The sequence below is a fragment of the Pseudomonas artemisiae genome (assembly GCF_057128685.1).
Genome location: NZ_JBSKHS010000009.1, coordinates 116712 through 132696 on the forward strand (window position 1 = coordinate 116712; position 15985 = coordinate 132696).

Below are 15985 nucleotides of genomic sequence, written 5' to 3' on the forward strand. Positions count from 1 at the left end.
ATTCGTTCCAGCCCGCCTTGGAAAAGCGGGTAACCTGCCAGAACAGTACGGCACGCCTGTGACGCCAATATGAATGGAGCGAAGGCGAGCGGTCGGTACGCAAGACGGGGTGGGCCAGAACCTGGGTTAACGGCAGGTACGGGCAAAACCTTAGGAAGCGAGACAGCGGGGCGTGACGATCAGGGACGCTTGGCGCTGGCCAGTAGGCCGTGTGGGGTCCGAAATAACAGCGAAGGGCACGATGATTGGCATCGGCGGAGTAGCTGGAGGGACTTGAGCGGCCGAAAGAGCTTTCAGCTTTTGTACAAACTTCGCCGGAAGCTACCGAAGCGCCTAGGAAAAAGCAAGCGCTATGTGTTTTTTTTGATAATCGACGGTTTGCTACAGGCGGTCAGGGCATTAGCCCGATGGCCTTCTTATAGTCCAAGCCAGGTTGTGCACACAGCGCAGCAGAAATGTCATATTTCCGGGCACAGGTCCAGGACTTAAGCCTCAGTATCGAAAAATTTTTTAAGTCAATGAAAAAAAACACTTTTCGGAGCTGGTGAAAAAATCGACAGTTTGTCTGTAAGCCCCGGTTCATAGGGGTTTGAAGGCGCTGATTAGGTGTTGTCCACTGTGTTATCCACAGGTTCTGTGGATTGTGCACAGCAGGCGCTCTAGCTCGGCGGTTCTTGAAAAACGCCCTAATAAAGGAGCACAAAGCCTGGGGGTGTCAAGCCGGCCAGTGTATTTTTTCGGCATAAGCCTGAGGGCAGGTAGAATGCCTGTTAATGAATGCACTGTAGCGCGTCTCTCTCTCTAGTTGGTATGCCAATGTTTGACGAAACCTTACGCCTGCTTATCGCCGCCGTACTGGGCGCTGTCCCATGCCTTGGGCTTGCTTGGCATTTATACCGTGCCGCCGCCATTGCACGCGCTGACCTTCCTGTGTTGGAAGAGCGGCTGCGTGTGGCCCAGGCCCTAGAGCAGCGCCTGACAAACCAAGCGCAAGCGCAGGGGGTGGAGCTAGCGGCCTTGGGCAGCCGCAACGGCGTTTTACAGTCTGAGCTGGCCGCTACGGGGCGAGAACTGGAACTGCTTCGCCTGGAGGTAGATAACAGCCGGGATGCCGCCCATGCTTGGGGCCATGAACGTGCCAAGCGCGAAGAAGATTCGCGCCAATTGCAGGCCCGTTGCGCGGGGCTGGAAGCGGAACTGCGTGAGCAACAGGAAGGCCATGAACGTCGCCTGCAAGACATGCAGAACGCTCGTGATGAACTGCGCGCCCAATTTGCCGAGTTGGCTGGGCGTATTTTCGACGAACGTGAGCAACGCTTTGCCGATAACAGCCAGCAGCGCCTGGGCCAATTGCTCGATCCCCTAAAAGAGCGCATCCAGTCCTTTGAAAAGCGGGTGGAGGAAAGTTACCGTAACGAAGCCCGAGAGCGTTTCTCCTTGGCCAAGGAGTTGGAGCGCCTGCAACAACTTAACCTACGCTTGAGCGATGAAGCCACCAACCTGACCCAAGCGCTTAAAGGCCAGAAAACCCAAGGCAACTGGGGCGAGCTGGTACTCGAGCGGGTGTTGGAACACGCTGGGCTGCAAAAAGGTCGGGAGTACCGCACGCAGGTCAACCTTAAGAGTGAAAGCGGCGAGCGGTTCCAGCCGGACGTTCTGGTCAGCCTGCCAGGTGACAAGCAAGTGGTGGTAGACGCCAAGGTCAGCCTGGTGGCGTGGCAGCAGCACGTCAGCGCCAGCGAGCCAGACGTGGCCCAGGCAGCCCTGAAACAGCACGTACAAAGCCTGCGGGCCCATATCAAGGGTTTGTCAGGAAAGGATTACAGCCGTCTTGAAGGCCTGCACAGCCTGGATTTTGTGCTGCTGTTCGTGCCTATCGAAGCAGCCTTTGCCGCTGCCCTGCAATATGAGCCAGGCTTGTTTCAGGAAGCCTTCGATAAACAGATTGTAGTGGTCAGCCCCACCACGTTGCTGGCCACCTTGAAAGTAGTGGACAGCTTGTGGAAGCAGGAACGGCAAAGCCAGAATGCGCGAGAAATCGCTGAGCGCGCCGGCTGGCTGTACGACAAATTCGTGCTGTTTGTGCAAGACCTGGACGAAGTCGGCAGCCGTTTGCAGCAATTGGACAAAGCGTACGCCAATGCCCGTAATAAGCTGACCGAGGGACGTGGCAACCTGGTCAGCCGCAGTGAACAACTCAAATTGCTCGGCGCCAGGGCCAGCAAAAGCCTGCCCCCTGACCTGATCGACCGGGCGTTGTCGACCGGCGAAGCGGGGCCTGCCGAAGGGGATTCAGGCCCGCGTCAGGTCACGGCTGGCCACATACCGGCTCAATAACGCGCGTAGCGCCGCGGGCTTCAAGGGCTTAGGCAAGTAATCCAGGCCGGCCGCATGCACTTGCGCCACGGTTTCTGGCCGCCCATCGGCGCTGATCACCACCCCTGGTATAGGCGCGCCTAGGGTGGTGCGCAGCCAGGCCACAACGGCCAGCCCAGTGTCGCCGTCGTCAAGGTGGTAATCGACCAGCGCCAGCTGAGGCAAGATGCCCGTCGCCAGCAGCGCAGCGCATTGGTCGCGGTTCCCGGCGGTCCAGACAGTACAACCCCAACGGGTCAGCAGGCTGGTCATGCCCACTAAAATACTGGTTTCGTTGTCTACGCACAGCACCCGTAAGCCAGCTAAGGCCTGAGCGGTGGCCGCAGGCGTGGCGGGCGCGGGAACCGAGGCTGGCGCCAGGGGTACGCTTACGCTGAACACGCTGCCGCGCCCCGGCCACGACCTTACCGCTAATTCATGGCCCAATACCCGGCACAGGCCGTCGGCGATGGCCAGGCCCAAGCCCAGGCCTTTTTCCGCGCGGGTCTGGTGGCTGTCCAAGCGTTGGAATTCTTCGAAGATCAGGTTGAGCTTTTCGGCAGCAATGCCAGGGCCTCGGTCCCACACTTCCAGGCGCACCTGCCCGCCTGCCCGTCTTACGCCCAGCAACACAGGGCCCTTGGCGTAGCGAAAGGCGTTGGTCAAAAAGTTTTGTAGCACCCGGCGCAGCAGCCGAATGTCACTGTCTACCCGCAGTGCCGTACCGCGCACCCGAAAACTCAAGCGTTGCTCCTTGGCCAGCACGGCGAATTCGCTGCCCAAGGCACTGTAAAGTTCGTTCAAAGGGAAACTGCCACGGCTGGGCGTGACTTTGCCGTTTTCCAGCCGAGAAATGTCCAGCAAGTCGCCAATCAGCTCTTCGGCCGAGCGTAAAGCGCTGTCCATATGCCGCACCAGCTGCAAGGCTTCGGCGGGCAGTTCATGGGGCTGGTGCCCGAGCGCCGAACAGAACAACCGGGCAGCGTTCATCGGTTGCATCAGGTCATGGCCCACGGCAGCCAGGAAGCGGCTCTTGGAGCGGTTCGCCGCATCGGCGTGGGCCTTGGCTTCGGTCAGTGCCAGGTTCAGCGCCCGCAACTCGCCAGTGCGTTCGGCCACACGCAATTCCAGGCTCTCATTGGCGTGGGTCAGGCCGCGTTCGGCGTCGCGGTAGGCGGTGATATCGGTAAAGCTCATCACGAACCCGCCGCCGGGCATGGGATTGCCGATCAGCTCGATCACTTGGCCAGTGGGAAACACCCGCTCGGACGTATGGGCGCGGCCTTGGCGCATGTAATGAAGGCGCCGCGCCACGTGTTCGTCAGCCTCGCCTGGGCCGCAAAAACCGCGCTCGGCGTTGAAACGAATGATATCGGCAATGGGCCGGCCCACCGCGATTAGCCCATCAGGGTAATTGAACAGCTCCAGGTAACGGCGGTTCCAGGCCACCACTCGCAGGTCCTGGTCCACCACACTGATGCCTTGGGTGATATTCTCAATGGCCCCTTGCAGCAGGGCCCGGTTGAATTGCAGCACTTCCGAGGCTTCGTCGGCGATTCGTACCACGTCTTCGAGCTGCATGTCCCGCCCTTCAATGGCGGCCTTGACCACCGCGCGGGTCGAGGAGCTGCCTAGGGTGCCCGTCAGTAGGTGTTCGGTATGGGCGATCCAGTCCGGGTCGGCGGTTTGGCTGGGGTTAAAGCCCTTGCCTTGGGCCAGGGCGAACCGCTGGAAGCTCTGCAAGGCGCGTTCTTCACCCACGAAACGGCTGGCCAACTTGAGCAGGTCGTCCAGTTGCACCGCCAGCAGCCCCTTGCCATTAGGCCGCAGGCTGTATTGGTGGCCCACGAAACGCCCCGCCTGCCAGTGCTCCGATACCCGCGTGCGGGACAACACCGACACCCACGCGAACAGGATGAAATTGCCCGCCAGGGACAGCAGCACCCCCTGAGTCAGGGCAGAGATGGGCAAATGCAGCGGATTGCCATGCAGCCAGGCCAGGGCGGGGAATACCTCAAGGGGCCAGTTCAGGCTATGAGCGGCGATGGGCAGTACCAAGGCGTAGAACCAGAGGAAACTGCCCGCTGCCAGGCCGGCGAATACGCCGCGACGGTTGGCTTGCTTCCAGTACAGGGCGCCCACCATGGCGGGGGTGAGCTGGGCAACGGCAGCGAAGGCGATTTGCCCAATGGTCGCCAGGCTGGCGGTAGAGCCAAGCAGTCGATAGCTCACATAGGCCAGCAGCAGTATGACCAGGATACTGGCTCGGCGCGCCGTGAGCATCCAGTGGCGGAAGGCCTCGAAAGGCCGCTCGGCCCGTTGCCGGCGTAACAGCCAGGGCAGCAGGATGTCATTGGACACCATGGTCGAGAGCGCCACGCTTTCCACGATGACCATGCCGGTAGCCGCCGAGGCGCCGCCGATAAAGGCCAGCAGGGCCAGGGCCGGGTGAGCTTCAGCCAGGGGCAGGCTGATTACAAAGGAGTCGCGGATCACCGCATGGGGCAGCAGCATTTGCCCGGCCAGGGCAATGGGCACCACGAACAAGGCCGCCAGCGCCAGGTAGCCAGGGAATACCCAGCGTGCCAGGCGTAGATCCCGGGCTTCGAGGTTCTCCACCACCGTTACCTGGAATTGCCGTGGCAGGCAGATCATGGCCATCATCGCTACACCGGTTTGCACCAGCATCGAGGGCCAATTGATGGTTTCGCTCCAATAGGTATCCAGCGCTGGGGCTTGGCGGGCCTGGGTAAGTAAATCGTCGAAGCCGTCGTAGAGCTGATAGGTAATGAAAGCGCCCACCGCCAGAAAGGCGAATAGCTTTACCAAGGCTTCGAAGGCGATGGCCAAGACCATGCCCCTATGGTGCTCGGTAACGTCCAGGCTACGGGTACCGAACACGATGGTGAACAGTGCCAGCACCAACGACACCACCATGGCGGTGTCCTGCACGCGCGGGCCAGTGGCGTCGGCGCTGGCGCCGATCAACAGGTTTACCCCCAGCACGATGCCTTTGAGCTGTAAGGCAATGTAAGGGAGCATGCCGATCAGGCAAATCAGCGCCACCACAATGGCAAGAGGTTGCGACTTGCCATAACGGGCGGCGATAAAGTCCGCGATTGAAGTGATGTTTTCCTGCTTGCTGATCAGCACCATCTTCTGCAGCACTCGAGGCGCCACCAGCAGCAACAGCGCGGGCCCCAGGTAGATGGGCAAGAATGCCCACAACTGCTCGGCGGCCTGGCCCACGGCGCCGAAGAAGGTCCAGCTGGTGCAGTACACAGCCAGGGACAAGCTGTACACCCAAGCCCGTAGTCTGGGTGGCAAAGAGGTTTTGCGGCGGTCGCCCCAATAGGCAATGGCGAACATTACCGCCATATACGCCAGGGCGACCGCGGCGATCAGCCCGCTGGAAAGTGACATTCAAGCTCCGCGATAGACAAGCACCGGCGCGTCGGTGATATCAAAACAGCGCGCAGTGTGGCATGGCCGGCGCGCTTCGTCAGGGCGACCATGGTCTATTGGCAAGGGCCAACACAGTGGCTTTTTTTTCCGCGCGGCGTTCTTATAGATCACCGCCGCCCCGGCCTTGAGAGATTCCTGGATCATGAGTTCACAGCTCGCGCTGTTTCGCACGCGGCGGTTCTTGCCGTTCTTTCTGACCCAGGCCTGCGGTGCGTTCAACGACAACGTGTTCAAGCAGGCGCTGATCCTGGCCATCCTGTATAAGCTCAGCGTGGAAGGGGACCGTGCCTTATGGATCAACCTCTGCGCCTTGCTGTTTATCTTGCCGTTCTTTCTATTCTCGGCCCTGGCCGGGCAATTGGGCGAGCGCTTGGCCAAGGACCGGCTGATCCGCGCCATCAAGCTGGCCGAGCTGGTGATCATGGGGATGGGGGCGGTGGGCTTTTTATACGGGCACCTGCCTTTGCTGCTGCTGACCCTCTTTGCCATGGGCACGCACTCGGCGCTGTTTGGCCCGGTAAAGTACTCGATACTGCCTCAGGCCCTTAGGCCTAGCGAATTGCTGGGCGGCAATGGCCTGGTGGAAATGGGCACATTTTTGGCTATTCTTGGCGGCACCCTCCTGGCAGGCGTGCTGCTCGCCCAGGCCGATTACGCCCCAGTGGTGGCCTGGGCGACCCTCGGCGTCGCCGCCCTGGGGTACCTGGCCAGCCGTGCGATCCCCCCCGCCGAGGCTACAGCGCCAGGCCTGGCGCTCAGTTGGAACATTCCCGTTCAAACCCTGCGCACCCTACGGCTGGGGCTTGGGCAAACGCCTGTGGTGTCCAAGGCGCTGCTGGGCAATTCCTGGTTCTGGTTTATGGGGGCTACTTACCTCACGCAGATTCCTGCTTACGCCAAAACCTGGCTGCGGGGGGACGAAACCACCGTTACCTTGGTGTTGACCCTGTTCTCGGTGGGCATCGCCTTGGGCTCGATGCTCTGTGAGCGGTTATCACGGGGCCAAGTGGAAATCGGCCTGGTGCCTTTTGGCGCGCTGGGGCTGTCTGTGTTTGGCGCGTTCTGGTGGTGGCATTCAGGGGGTGTGCCCGCGCCAGCGCTGGATAGCGGTTACGGCTGGTGGCAACTGCTCAAGCTCGATGCGGTATGGCCTGTGCTGGCGGATGTATTGGGCCTGGGGGTATTTGGCGGCTTTTATATCGTGCCGCTGTACGCCCTGATGCAGGCGCGCTCACCGGCCCATCAGCGGGCCCAGGTAATTGCTGCCAATAACATTCTCAATGCGCTGTTCATGGTGGTGTCGGCGGTGATGGCCATGGCCCTGCTCAGCGGCCTGGGGTTAAGCATCCCGCAGCTGTTCCTGGTGGTATCGATCATGAACCTTGGGGTTAACGCCTACCTGTTCAACCGCGTGCCGGAATTCGGCCAGCGGTTCGTGGCCTGGCTGCGGGGCTGGCGCAAAGGGTAGCGCCAGCCTTACAGAGGTTCGGCAACTGGCGTTGGCTCTCATCAAACAAAACATAACGTTTTGATTTTAAAAGATTAAGATCACACTACTTTAACTAGCGCTATGCGCGCTGGACAGCGAAGCCGTCCCAGTGCACAGAACTCACAGACCCCGCAGACTGCGCCTCGGATCGGCCGCCCGTAAAGCGCCATGGTTTTCCCCCTTTTTGCCGAAACAAACGGGGCCGGCCTTCCGGGGGACGCCGTAAAGGCGAAACCATGAGGTGAAGCCACTGCGCAGCAGGATGTATACGCCGTGTTCAGGCCGATTGTTTGATCTATGCCCCGAAGGTTAGCTCAAGTTCCAGCCTTTAGGTGTAGATCATTCGCAGCTTTACTAGCTCCCACAGGAAGCCAATGCTTTTGAGATCAAGCGCCGCAGAGTCAACGTTATGCGCCCCTGTTTGCTGCGTGATAGCGCGGCGCCTACAAGGCTTCGGCCTCTGGCTGTTCTTTCATCCGCCGGAACACCGTAGAAAGCAGCGCCCCGGAAATGTTGTGCCATACGCTGAACAGGGCGCTGGGCACGGCGGCGATGGGGGAAATGTGCGCTGCGGCCAGGGCCGCCCCCAAACCTGAGTTTTGCATGCCCACTTCCAGCGCCAGGGACTTTCGCTGGGCCAGGGGCAGGCCGCATACCCGGCCGGTGAAGTACCCCAGCAGGTAGCCGAAGCCGTTATGCAGTATGACCACCGCCATGATCAACATGCCAGACTCGGCGATCTTTGCCTGGCTGGCCGCCACCACCGCGCACACGATCATCACGATGCTCACTACAGAAACCAACGGAAGCACTTCCACCGCCACGGCCACCGCTTTGCCCAGCAGCTTTTGCGCAATCACCCCAAGCACGATCGGCAGCATCACGAACTGCAGAATCGACCAGAACATATCCCAGAAGGATACGGGCATCCAGGCCGAGGCCAGCAGGTAGATCAGCGTAGGGGTAAGCAGGGGCGCCAATAGGGTGGTCACCGCGGCGATGGCCACTGACAGCGCAAGATCGCCCTTGGCCAGCCAGGTCATTACGTTCGAGGAGGTACCGCTAGGGCAGCAGCCCACCAAAATCACCCCCACGGCGATTTCTGGCGGCAACGCAAACGCCTGGCACAGCACCCAGGCCACCCCAGGCATGATCGCAAAGTGCGCCACCACCCCTAGGCCCACGCGCCACGGGTGGCGCAATACCTCGGCGAAATCGTCGAGCTTGAGGGTCAGCCCCATGCCGAACATCACCAGCCCCAGCAACGGCACGATGGCACCTTTGAGCCCAATGAACCAGGCTGGCTGCATAAAGGCCAATAGGGCGAACACCAATACCCACAGGGCAAAGGTATTTCCTACGAAACGGCTGAAAGCGGCCAGAGCGCGCATGGGTGTGTCCTTTTAGAGTGGTGGGGCAGGGCGATACATCAAAGGCCTTGGGGGAGCTCTTCCCCACCCAGGGCTTCGAACAGGGCAGGCAGGAAGTCGCCAAAGGTCAGCATCATCAGGGTGAAGCTGGCGTCGAGCTGGCTCAGGGCTTCTTCGCCGCCATCTTCTTCGGCCTGGTCTTGCAGCAATTCTTCGAAGCGCAGGCGCTTGATCACCATTTTGTCGTCCAGTACGAACGACAGCTTATCCTGCCAGCCCAGGGCCAACTGGGTGACTTGTTTGCCGGTGTTCAAGTGCAACTGGATTTCGTCACTGGTTAGGTCCTGGCGCTTGCAGCGCACGGTACCGCCGTCTTCATGGGTGTCACGCAGTTCGCATTCGTCCAGCACGAAAAAATCCGGAGCGGCGTTCTGGGTCTTGACCCAGTCGGTCAGGGTCGCGCTCGGGGCGATTTTCACCGACAGCGGCCGTACCGGGAGCGAGCCCATCACTTCGCGCAGGGTGGAGAGCAGGTCTTCGGCCCGCTTGGCGCTGGCGGAGTTCACCAGGATCAGGCCTTGCTTGGGTGCGATAGCGGCGAAGGTGCTGGAGCGGCGAATAAAGGCGCGGGGCAGGAAGGCCTGGATGATCTCGTCTTTGATCTGATCGCGCTCCTTCTTGTAGACCTTGCGCATCTGCTCGTTTTCAATCTCTTCGATTTTCTCTTGTACCGCGTCACGAACCACGCTGCCGGGCAGAATGCGCTCTTCTTTACGGGCGGCGATCAAGAGGAAATCCTGGCTCAGATGAACCAGGGGGGCGTCTTCGCCTTTACCGAAGGGGGCCACAAAGCCATAGGTTGCAAGCTCCTGGCTGGCGCAAGGGCGTGCCGGCTTGCTGGCCAGGGCAGCTTCCAGCGCCTCGGCGTCGAAGGGCACTTCCTGGGTAAGGCGATAGACGAGCAGGTTTTTGAACCACATGGGCGGGTGTCTCTCGAAGAACAGAAGCCGCGCATTATTCTCTCTGTTAGGCCTCAGGCCAACCCTGCGCTAAGTCTTTGGAAGGTCAGGAAAAATTTTTTTAAAAAGTGCTTGCCAGCAGGGAAAGCCGCCCGTAGAATGCGCGCCACACCGAGAGACAACGGGTGATTAGCTCAGCTGGGAGAGCGTCTGCCTTACAAGCAGAATGTCGGCGGTTCGATCCCGTCATCACCCACCACTCGCTCAGTGTATCGCGCAGCGGTAGTTCAGTCGGTTAGAATACCGGCCTGTCACGCCGGGGGTCGCGGGTTCGAGTCCCGTCCGCTGCGCCATATTTGCTTATTGGGCCCGCTGAACATCCAATAAGCTGCCGGAAAGGCGACCTGAAAAGGTCGCCTTTTTTGTTTGCGCGTTTTCACCCTCGCCGCGCTGAGTTGCAAGCTTGGCAGCGTGGGCGGGTACTATTCAAGGTTACTTGGAAGGCGCTGCGAAGAACGCCTTGGTGTCCGGGCCAGTCTGGTTTACCGCACCCAATTGGCGTATCAGCTGCGCAGCGCGGCTGCCCCGCAGGCCCGCGAGGGTAAGCTCGCCGTCCCGTACATAGGTGAACACGCCCCGCACCGCGAAAGGGGTCACATAGCGGACATGCTGGCTCAAGCCTCCCACCGCTTGGCGGAAGGCATTGGAGCCATAGAACTGCCGGCGCGCCAAGGCCGACTCGAACACTAACTCCAGCATGGCCAGATGCAATCGGGCGGGCGGCGCTTCGTGCCGTACGTTGGGCGAGGGTGGCGCCGGGCGGGCATTGTCATAAGGGTCGGGCAGGTGCAGACGCAGCTTGAGTACCGAAGGGTCCGCGGCCATGGCTGGCGCCAGTTGCTCATTAAAGAACGCTTTGAAGGCGTCGCGTGCTCCAGGCTGCCCGTGAAAATGCACATGCAGCCTGTCCAGAGGGTCGGTTTCGTTGGGGTTGGGGTTAGCCAGATAATCCACGAAAGTGGTAGAGCCTTTCGGTAAGCCGTAGCACAGGGTTTCTTCGAACATATTTTGTTCGTCCACGAACAGCACCTTGCTGGCGGCCTTGAAACGCTGCTGAGCATCCGCAGCGCCGAAGCCTAGCTCTACCGCGCCGTCTAAGGCATAGCCCGGCAATGCCGCGATACCTTCCACGTTTGGCCACAAGTGGGCATCTTGTTCCGTGGCAAAGTGGTACTGCACATACCAACCAAGCCCAGGCAGCCGGGAACACAGCGGCCCATGCACGTCACGCCAGTAAGTGGAGAACAGCTCGTAAGGCACCTGTGGGTGACGAAGCACCGTGGTGTAGGAGTTGATTACGATGCCCTGATCCCGTTGGGAACAGTCCAGCGCGGTGAGTGGGTTATCCATGCCATATGCCCTGATAGGTCCTGAACATTAGGACTCGGCCGGCGCTCCCGTAGCGCCGCCGCGCATCGAACTTCCCGACGCGAGGTCGAGTTCCAAGGTCGATTACACCAAGCCAAAGGCCTCCAGCGGCGCGTGCGAACCCTTGCCCCGCAGCTCATTGATGGCATGCAGCAACACCACCTCGAGCAATGTTGGGTTGTGCCACTGTTGCTCGGTCAGCTGCCGGTGCACCTGGGCCGGCACCTGTGGGTCGAGCAGTGTCAGCACCATGTGCCCGCCGCACGCTTCCACGGTGTGGGACAGCGGCGGATTGAGCCGTTCGAGCCGTTGGCGTAGATCTTTCATAGGTAACTCCGGGGATCAGCCAATTCAAACCGTGTGGAGCGCGGATGTCACGGGGTGGCTATTTCTCGATACACCGCTTGAGCATAGCCTTTTGTACGGCAGTTTTCCCGCGTCGCTAAGGTAGGGGCGTACTGTATCGGCTGGCATACAAAATGCTCTAGTTCGTTGCAGCGGTTCATTCGCCAGTTTTCCGACAACGGCTTTCCCTCAAGAGGTGCATGCGCACATGCGATTTTCCTGCGTGGGTTGTGGTAAGTGCTGTAACGATCACCATGTGCCACTGACGTTGAGCGAAGCCGTGTCATGGGCGGCCGACGGCGGTACCTTGATCGTACTGACCGAGGGTTTTCTGGAAGACGAACACCTGGACCTGTCGCCTGCGTTACAGCACGCGCGGCGGCGTTCGTTACGCGTGCCCTCCGGTAGCACCCATGCGCATGTAGCCATTACCTTTGCGGCGTTCAACCAGGGCCCGTGTCGAAACCTGGATCAACAGATGATGTGCCGCATCTATGACCGGCGCCCTCTGGTGTGCCGCATCTACCCGGCGGAGATCAACCCGCATATCCCGCTGCGCGCCGAACAGAAAGATTGCCCACCCCAGGCGTGGGAGCAGGGGCCGGTATTGATTCATGGCGGCAAGGCAGTAGACCCGGCACTGGAGACCTTGATCGAGGCTTCGCGTCAGGCCGATCGCGACGACATTGCCGCCAAGGCGGCGATCTGCAAATTACTGGGCATTCGTACCATGGCCCTTAAAGGCGAAGGCTTTACCGCCTTTATGCCGGACATGGGCCATTTTCTACAGGCGGCCCAGCGGGTGGAAACCTTTGGCCTGGCGGCTACGGCTGTCGAGCACGCCTGGTCGCTGCATGCGCCGAGTGCTGAGTTGGTAGCCCGGCTCGAAGACACCGGCGCCCGTATCGCCGCCGCGCTTGAGCAGCACAATGCGGCCTATATCCCTCTGAGGCAGGCGTCCTGAGCCGGGATACCGTCTTGGCCCTTACCGCGCAAGTGGAGCCATACACCTCGTAGCAGTTGGCCTTGGCCGCGACCGGTTCAATACCGGGGCGTGGCTGGCCGCTGGCAAGGCTTTAGTAGCCACTATCCGCGAGCGGGCAAGATGAGATGCCTGGTAGATCTGCTAGCTTGCCGCGCGTGCCTAATAAGGCAATCTAGCGCTTATACATAGGATTGTTGGAAAACTTTTGATGGAAAGCAGAACTACGACCCTGTGGGCAACCAACGCCATTGGGTCGGTCATGAATAACAAAGCCGCTTACTCGCCTTTTGGATACCGGCCTGATCTGAGTAATCGGATTGCGTTCTGCGGTTATCACCAAGAACTGCAAGTCATGTTCATACTGGGCCAGGGTTATCGTGCTTACTTTCCTACCCTGCAACGTTTCAATAGGCCAGATGCGCTTAGCCCATTTGGGGTAGGTGGAATAAATACGTACGCTTATTGTCTAGCAAATCCAGTCAATAACGTGGACCCCAGTGGGCGAATGACTTGGCCCTTGGTCGCGACCTTTTTCAAAGGGCGACGGACCGTGGCATCACCACCGGTCGCTACAAGAATTCTACAAGCAGGGCACAATCGCCCCGTAGCCATCGTTTATCCGATTAGAAGGACCGCTTCGCCAGCCATTGCGTTACCTGGTCCGGCGGCTCGGCCTTCAGTAACTCATAATGTAGGAACTTTGAATTCAGCCCCTGTGACCTTGCCCAGAGCGCGCCAGGCCACCTCGACAGCTCCATCCCATCTTCCATCAACGTCCCACGCACGTACAAATGGCCGTATAGAGCCAGCGCTACCGTTATTGGGACGGGCTGAAGCGCCGCGGATAACGCCTTTCGAAAGATCAGTGGACCCAGTTCAACCAATTAGCAGGGAATCTAGTAGATCCAGCTTAGAGTGGGATTATGATTCCGACGATAGCTTCTCCCGGAACCCTCAAACGTAATGGGTTCCACGCAGGCACTTTTGCCAGCCTTGGACTCAAATCGTTTTCACTCCCGTTAGTGCCTAGGCAGCCAGCTGTGAACGGTTCCTTGGTACCTTCGCTACTGGTAGGGCTCATTTTCGTAACAGGCCAGTAGCAACGATCATTAACCGTCCGTCCGCCCATTGGCGAAGTTCTAGAGCCCAAAATTAAAGGCTATGGACACCCGAGGCCGCGTGCCGGTAAAGGGCCGTACGCTGTGCAAGAGCCAGGAAGGGAACATCACCAAGGTACCGCTGCGGGCCGCTTCGGTGGTTGAGCAGCCAGCGGTGACGCATTCTTCGATGCGCATGCGCAGTTCAGGGCGGTAGGCGGAGGCTACCAAGCCGCGGGGGTCGAGAAACTCCAGGTCACCGCCAACGTTTGGGTTTTCCGCCCGCCCGCCGTCGTCTACCCAATACACCGCTGACCAGAACGCGCCCGCATGGCCATGCACGCTGTTGCTATCGCCAGGCCGGTTGATATTGGCCCAGGCATTGAAGTGCCAATCGAAGGTGGCATGCACCAAGGTGTTGTCGGCGGTATGCACGGCAGTCAGGCTTCGGGCCATATGCTGGGCGAAGGCCAGCAACCGCGCGCCTTCCTCCCCCGACCAGGCGGCGAAATCGCCAGTAGACTGCCAGCCGCCCTGGTTGCTGTGCCGCACTCCACGAGAACGGGCCTCCTGGGCGAAAATCGTGGCACTCAAACGCTCATTCAAGGCTTCAAACCCAGGGATCTGGCAGCTGACCAGTGGGGTAGGGAACAGCTTTCGGATATGCAGCTGGCTTTCATCGAACACAAGCTCAGTCATGGGGCGGCGCCATTTACAAAAGGAAAGGGCCACCTGAGAACATCAGGTGCTGGCTTTATTCTGGTAACGATCCCTGGGTTGCGCAAGCTGCCATGGCTTTTACCGAACCGCCTACCGGTTATTGCTGTCGGTAATGGATGGATGGCGGTCCTACCTGCCATGAAAAACCTCTTACAGGAGCCATCAATGACTAAGTCAGTTCCCTACGTGACCCTTAATGACGACAAGATGATGCCCCAACTGGGCCTGGGCGTTTGGAAGGCTAGCAATGAAGAGGCGCGTAACGCTGTACGTACGGCCTTCGAGGTCGGCTACCGGGCCATCGATACCGCGAGCATTTATGAAAACGAAGAGGGCGTAGGCCAAGGCCTGCAAGACGCCGGCCTGCCGCGCGAATCGTACTTCGTTACCACCAAGGTGTGGAATGCCGACCAGGGCGCGCAGCAAAGCCGTGAAGCCGCGCTACGCAGCCTGGAGCGGCTCAAGCTGGATTACGTGGACCTGCTGTTGATTCACTGGCCCTTGCCGAGCAAAGACCAATACGTGGAAACCTGGAAAACCCTGGTCGCCTTGCGCGACGAGGGCCGCGCATTGTCCATCGGTGTGTCGAATTTCAACCCCGCGCACCTGCGCCGGATCGTTGATGAAACCGGCGTGGTGCCAGCGGTGAACCAGATAGAAGCCCACCCGTACTTCCAGCGTGCCGACCTGCGTGCGGTACACGAAGAGCTGGGTATTCATATCGAGGCCTGGAGCCCGCTGGCACAGGGCAAGGTCAGCCAAGACCCAGTGTTGCAAGCCATCGCCGCGCAATACGGGAAGACACCCGCTCAAATTGCCTTGCGTTGGCACCTGGATAACGGCGTGATCGTGATTCCAAAATCCGTGACCCCTGAGCGTATTCGCGAGAACTTCGACGTATTCGATTTCGAGTTGAGCCGCCAGGACACGGCACATATTGCCGAGTTGGAACGCAACGAGCGTCTGGGGCCAGACCCAGAAACTTTTAATATGGGGGCCTGAGCCTTTATAGCCGCTCAGGGCGCGCCAAATAGGGGCGCCCGTAGAGGCCCGCGTTGCTTTTAAGGTTGAGGGCGTAGAAAGTGCCTAACACCTTCTGGCTAGGGTTAATCAAGGTTGCACAGTGGGGCAGGCCGCCGAGCCAGCCCTGCATGCCCCAGGTAGCGGAGCCCTTACATGCTTGGCCCTTCTCGCTCACCAGGCGCGCCGTGCAAACGCCTGTTCTTCGCCCTGGCCTGCCCGGCATCCCAGCGCCAATCCATTGCACGGTGGCGTAGCAGCTTGGGCTTGCGCGGCGGTCGACCCGTCGCCACCGGCCAGTTCCACCTGACGCTGTTATTCCTTGGAGAGGTGGAGCTGGCGCTACTGCCAGCGGTACTGGCGGCGGCTTCAGGGGTTCGCACGCCTGTTTCGCGTTTACAGGTGCCGCTGGACAAGCTCGATGCCTGGCGCCGCCCTGGTGTGTTGTTCCTTGCCCCAGAACAGCCGCCGCCTGCGCTACTGCGGTTGGCATACGATCTACAGCAGGCGATGCGACCCTTAGGGATAATGCCCGAGTACAACGATTACCGCCCCCACCTGACCCTGGCGCGTGACTACCTCAGCCCGCCCCCAGAAGCCGTGGCTGCCCCGGATTTTTTCATCTCAGCCAGCCACTTCACCCTGTTCGAGTCACGCAAAGGCCAATACTTGCCCGTGCAAGAGTGGCCCCTGGGATAGGGGTGAGCTCAGGCAACGCCCGTCGGCTACACTGTGCGGGCCAGCCTTCGGAG

At 60.0% G+C, this 15985-nt stretch carries 11 protein-coding genes, 2 tRNA genes and 1 pseudogene; 8 read left to right on the forward strand and 6 right to left on the reverse strand.

All coding sequences use genetic code 11. The features are described from left to right. The first annotated feature begins 816 nt into the window (after positions 1–816). Entirely contained in the window at positions 817–2337 is a 1521-nt protein-coding gene (locus tag ACWKV4_RS12605) for a DNA recombination protein RmuC (RefSeq protein WP_483832360.1), read from the forward strand. Here the strand turns inward: ACWKV4_RS12605 and ACWKV4_RS12610 are convergent. Continuing rightward, complete coding sequence (locus ACWKV4_RS12610; RefSeq protein ID WP_483832359.1) at positions 2293–5778, reverse strand: hybrid sensor histidine kinase/response regulator; 3486 nt, start codon at positions 5776–5778, stop codon at positions 2293–2295. The two genes, ACWKV4_RS12605 and ACWKV4_RS12610, sit on opposite strands and share 45 nt — an antisense overlap. Positions 5779–5962: 184 nt before the next feature. Between ACWKV4_RS12610 and ACWKV4_RS12615 the strand changes: the two are divergent. Then, positions 5963–7267: pseudogene (locus tag ACWKV4_RS12615) on the forward strand (MFS transporter); the annotation flags it as partial. A 485-nt stretch (positions 7268–7752) separates the two neighbouring features. Here ACWKV4_RS12615 and ACWKV4_RS12620 read toward each other — a convergent pair. Both ACWKV4_RS12620 and rdgC read right to left on the reverse strand, forming a co-directional pair. After that, on the reverse strand, positions 7753–8700 hold the full coding sequence (locus ACWKV4_RS12620) for a bile acid:sodium symporter family protein (protein ID WP_483832358.1): 948 nt from the start codon (positions 8698–8700) through the stop codon (positions 7753–7755). 38 nt (positions 8701–8738) lie between these two features. Next, positions 8739–9659, reverse strand: a complete 921-nt coding sequence (rdgC, locus tag ACWKV4_RS12625) for a recombination-associated protein RdgC (protein WP_483832357.1) — start codon at positions 9657–9659, stop codon at positions 8739–8741. 162 nt (positions 9660–9821) lie between these two features. Between rdgC and ACWKV4_RS12630 the strand changes: the two genes are divergently transcribed. Then, positions 9822–9897 (forward strand) — tRNA-Val (locus ACWKV4_RS12630). A 17-nt stretch (positions 9898–9914) separates the two neighbouring features. Beyond that, positions 9915–9991: transfer RNA gene (locus ACWKV4_RS12635), tRNA-Asp, on the forward strand. 139 nt (positions 9992–10130) lie between these two features. On the opposite strand, the gene ACWKV4_RS12640 is transcribed toward ACWKV4_RS12635, so the two are convergent. Both ACWKV4_RS12640 and ACWKV4_RS12645 read right to left on the reverse strand, forming a co-directional pair. Further along, positions 10131–11048: an EthD domain-containing protein gene (locus tag ACWKV4_RS12640; protein ID WP_483832356.1), complete on the reverse strand. Its 918-nt coding sequence runs from the start codon at positions 11046–11048 to the stop codon at positions 10131–10133. 102 nt (positions 11049–11150) lie between these two features. Beyond that, complete coding sequence (locus ACWKV4_RS12645; RefSeq protein WP_483832355.1) at positions 11151–11393, reverse strand: hypothetical protein; 243 nt, start codon at positions 11391–11393, stop codon at positions 11151–11153. A gap of 226 nt (positions 11394–11619) precedes the next feature. On the opposite strand from ACWKV4_RS12645, the gene ACWKV4_RS12650 reads away from it, so the two are divergent. Both ACWKV4_RS12650 and ACWKV4_RS12655 read left to right on the forward strand, forming a co-directional pair. Further along, entirely contained in the window at positions 11620–12375 is a 756-nt protein-coding gene (locus ACWKV4_RS12650) for a YkgJ family cysteine cluster protein (RefSeq protein ID WP_483832354.1), read from the forward strand. 280 nt (positions 12376–12655) lie between these two features. Next, entirely contained in the window at positions 12656–13360 is a 705-nt protein-coding gene (locus tag ACWKV4_RS12655) for an RHS repeat-associated core domain-containing protein (protein ID WP_483839550.1), read from the forward strand. A gap of 175 nt (positions 13361–13535) precedes the next feature. On the opposite strand, the gene ACWKV4_RS12660 is transcribed toward ACWKV4_RS12655, so the two are convergent. Continuing rightward, positions 13536–14192: a TIGR02466 family protein gene (locus ACWKV4_RS12660; protein WP_483832352.1), complete on the reverse strand. Its 657-nt coding sequence runs from the start codon at positions 14190–14192 to the stop codon at positions 13536–13538. 186 nt (positions 14193–14378) lie between these two features. Here ACWKV4_RS12660 and ACWKV4_RS12665 point away from each other — a divergent pair, with 186 nt between their 5' ends. Together ACWKV4_RS12665 and thpR are read left to right on the forward strand one after the other, a co-directional pair. Next, a complete protein-coding gene (locus ACWKV4_RS12665; RefSeq protein WP_483832351.1) occupies positions 14379–15215 on the forward strand; it encodes an aldo/keto reductase in 837 nt (278 codons plus the stop codon). Positions 15216–15389: 174 nt separating this feature from the next. Continuing rightward, positions 15390–15932, forward strand: a complete 543-nt coding sequence (thpR, locus tag ACWKV4_RS12670) for an RNA 2',3'-cyclic phosphodiesterase (RefSeq protein ID WP_483832350.1) — start codon at positions 15390–15392, stop codon at positions 15930–15932. Positions 15933–15985: the final 53 nt, after the last annotated feature.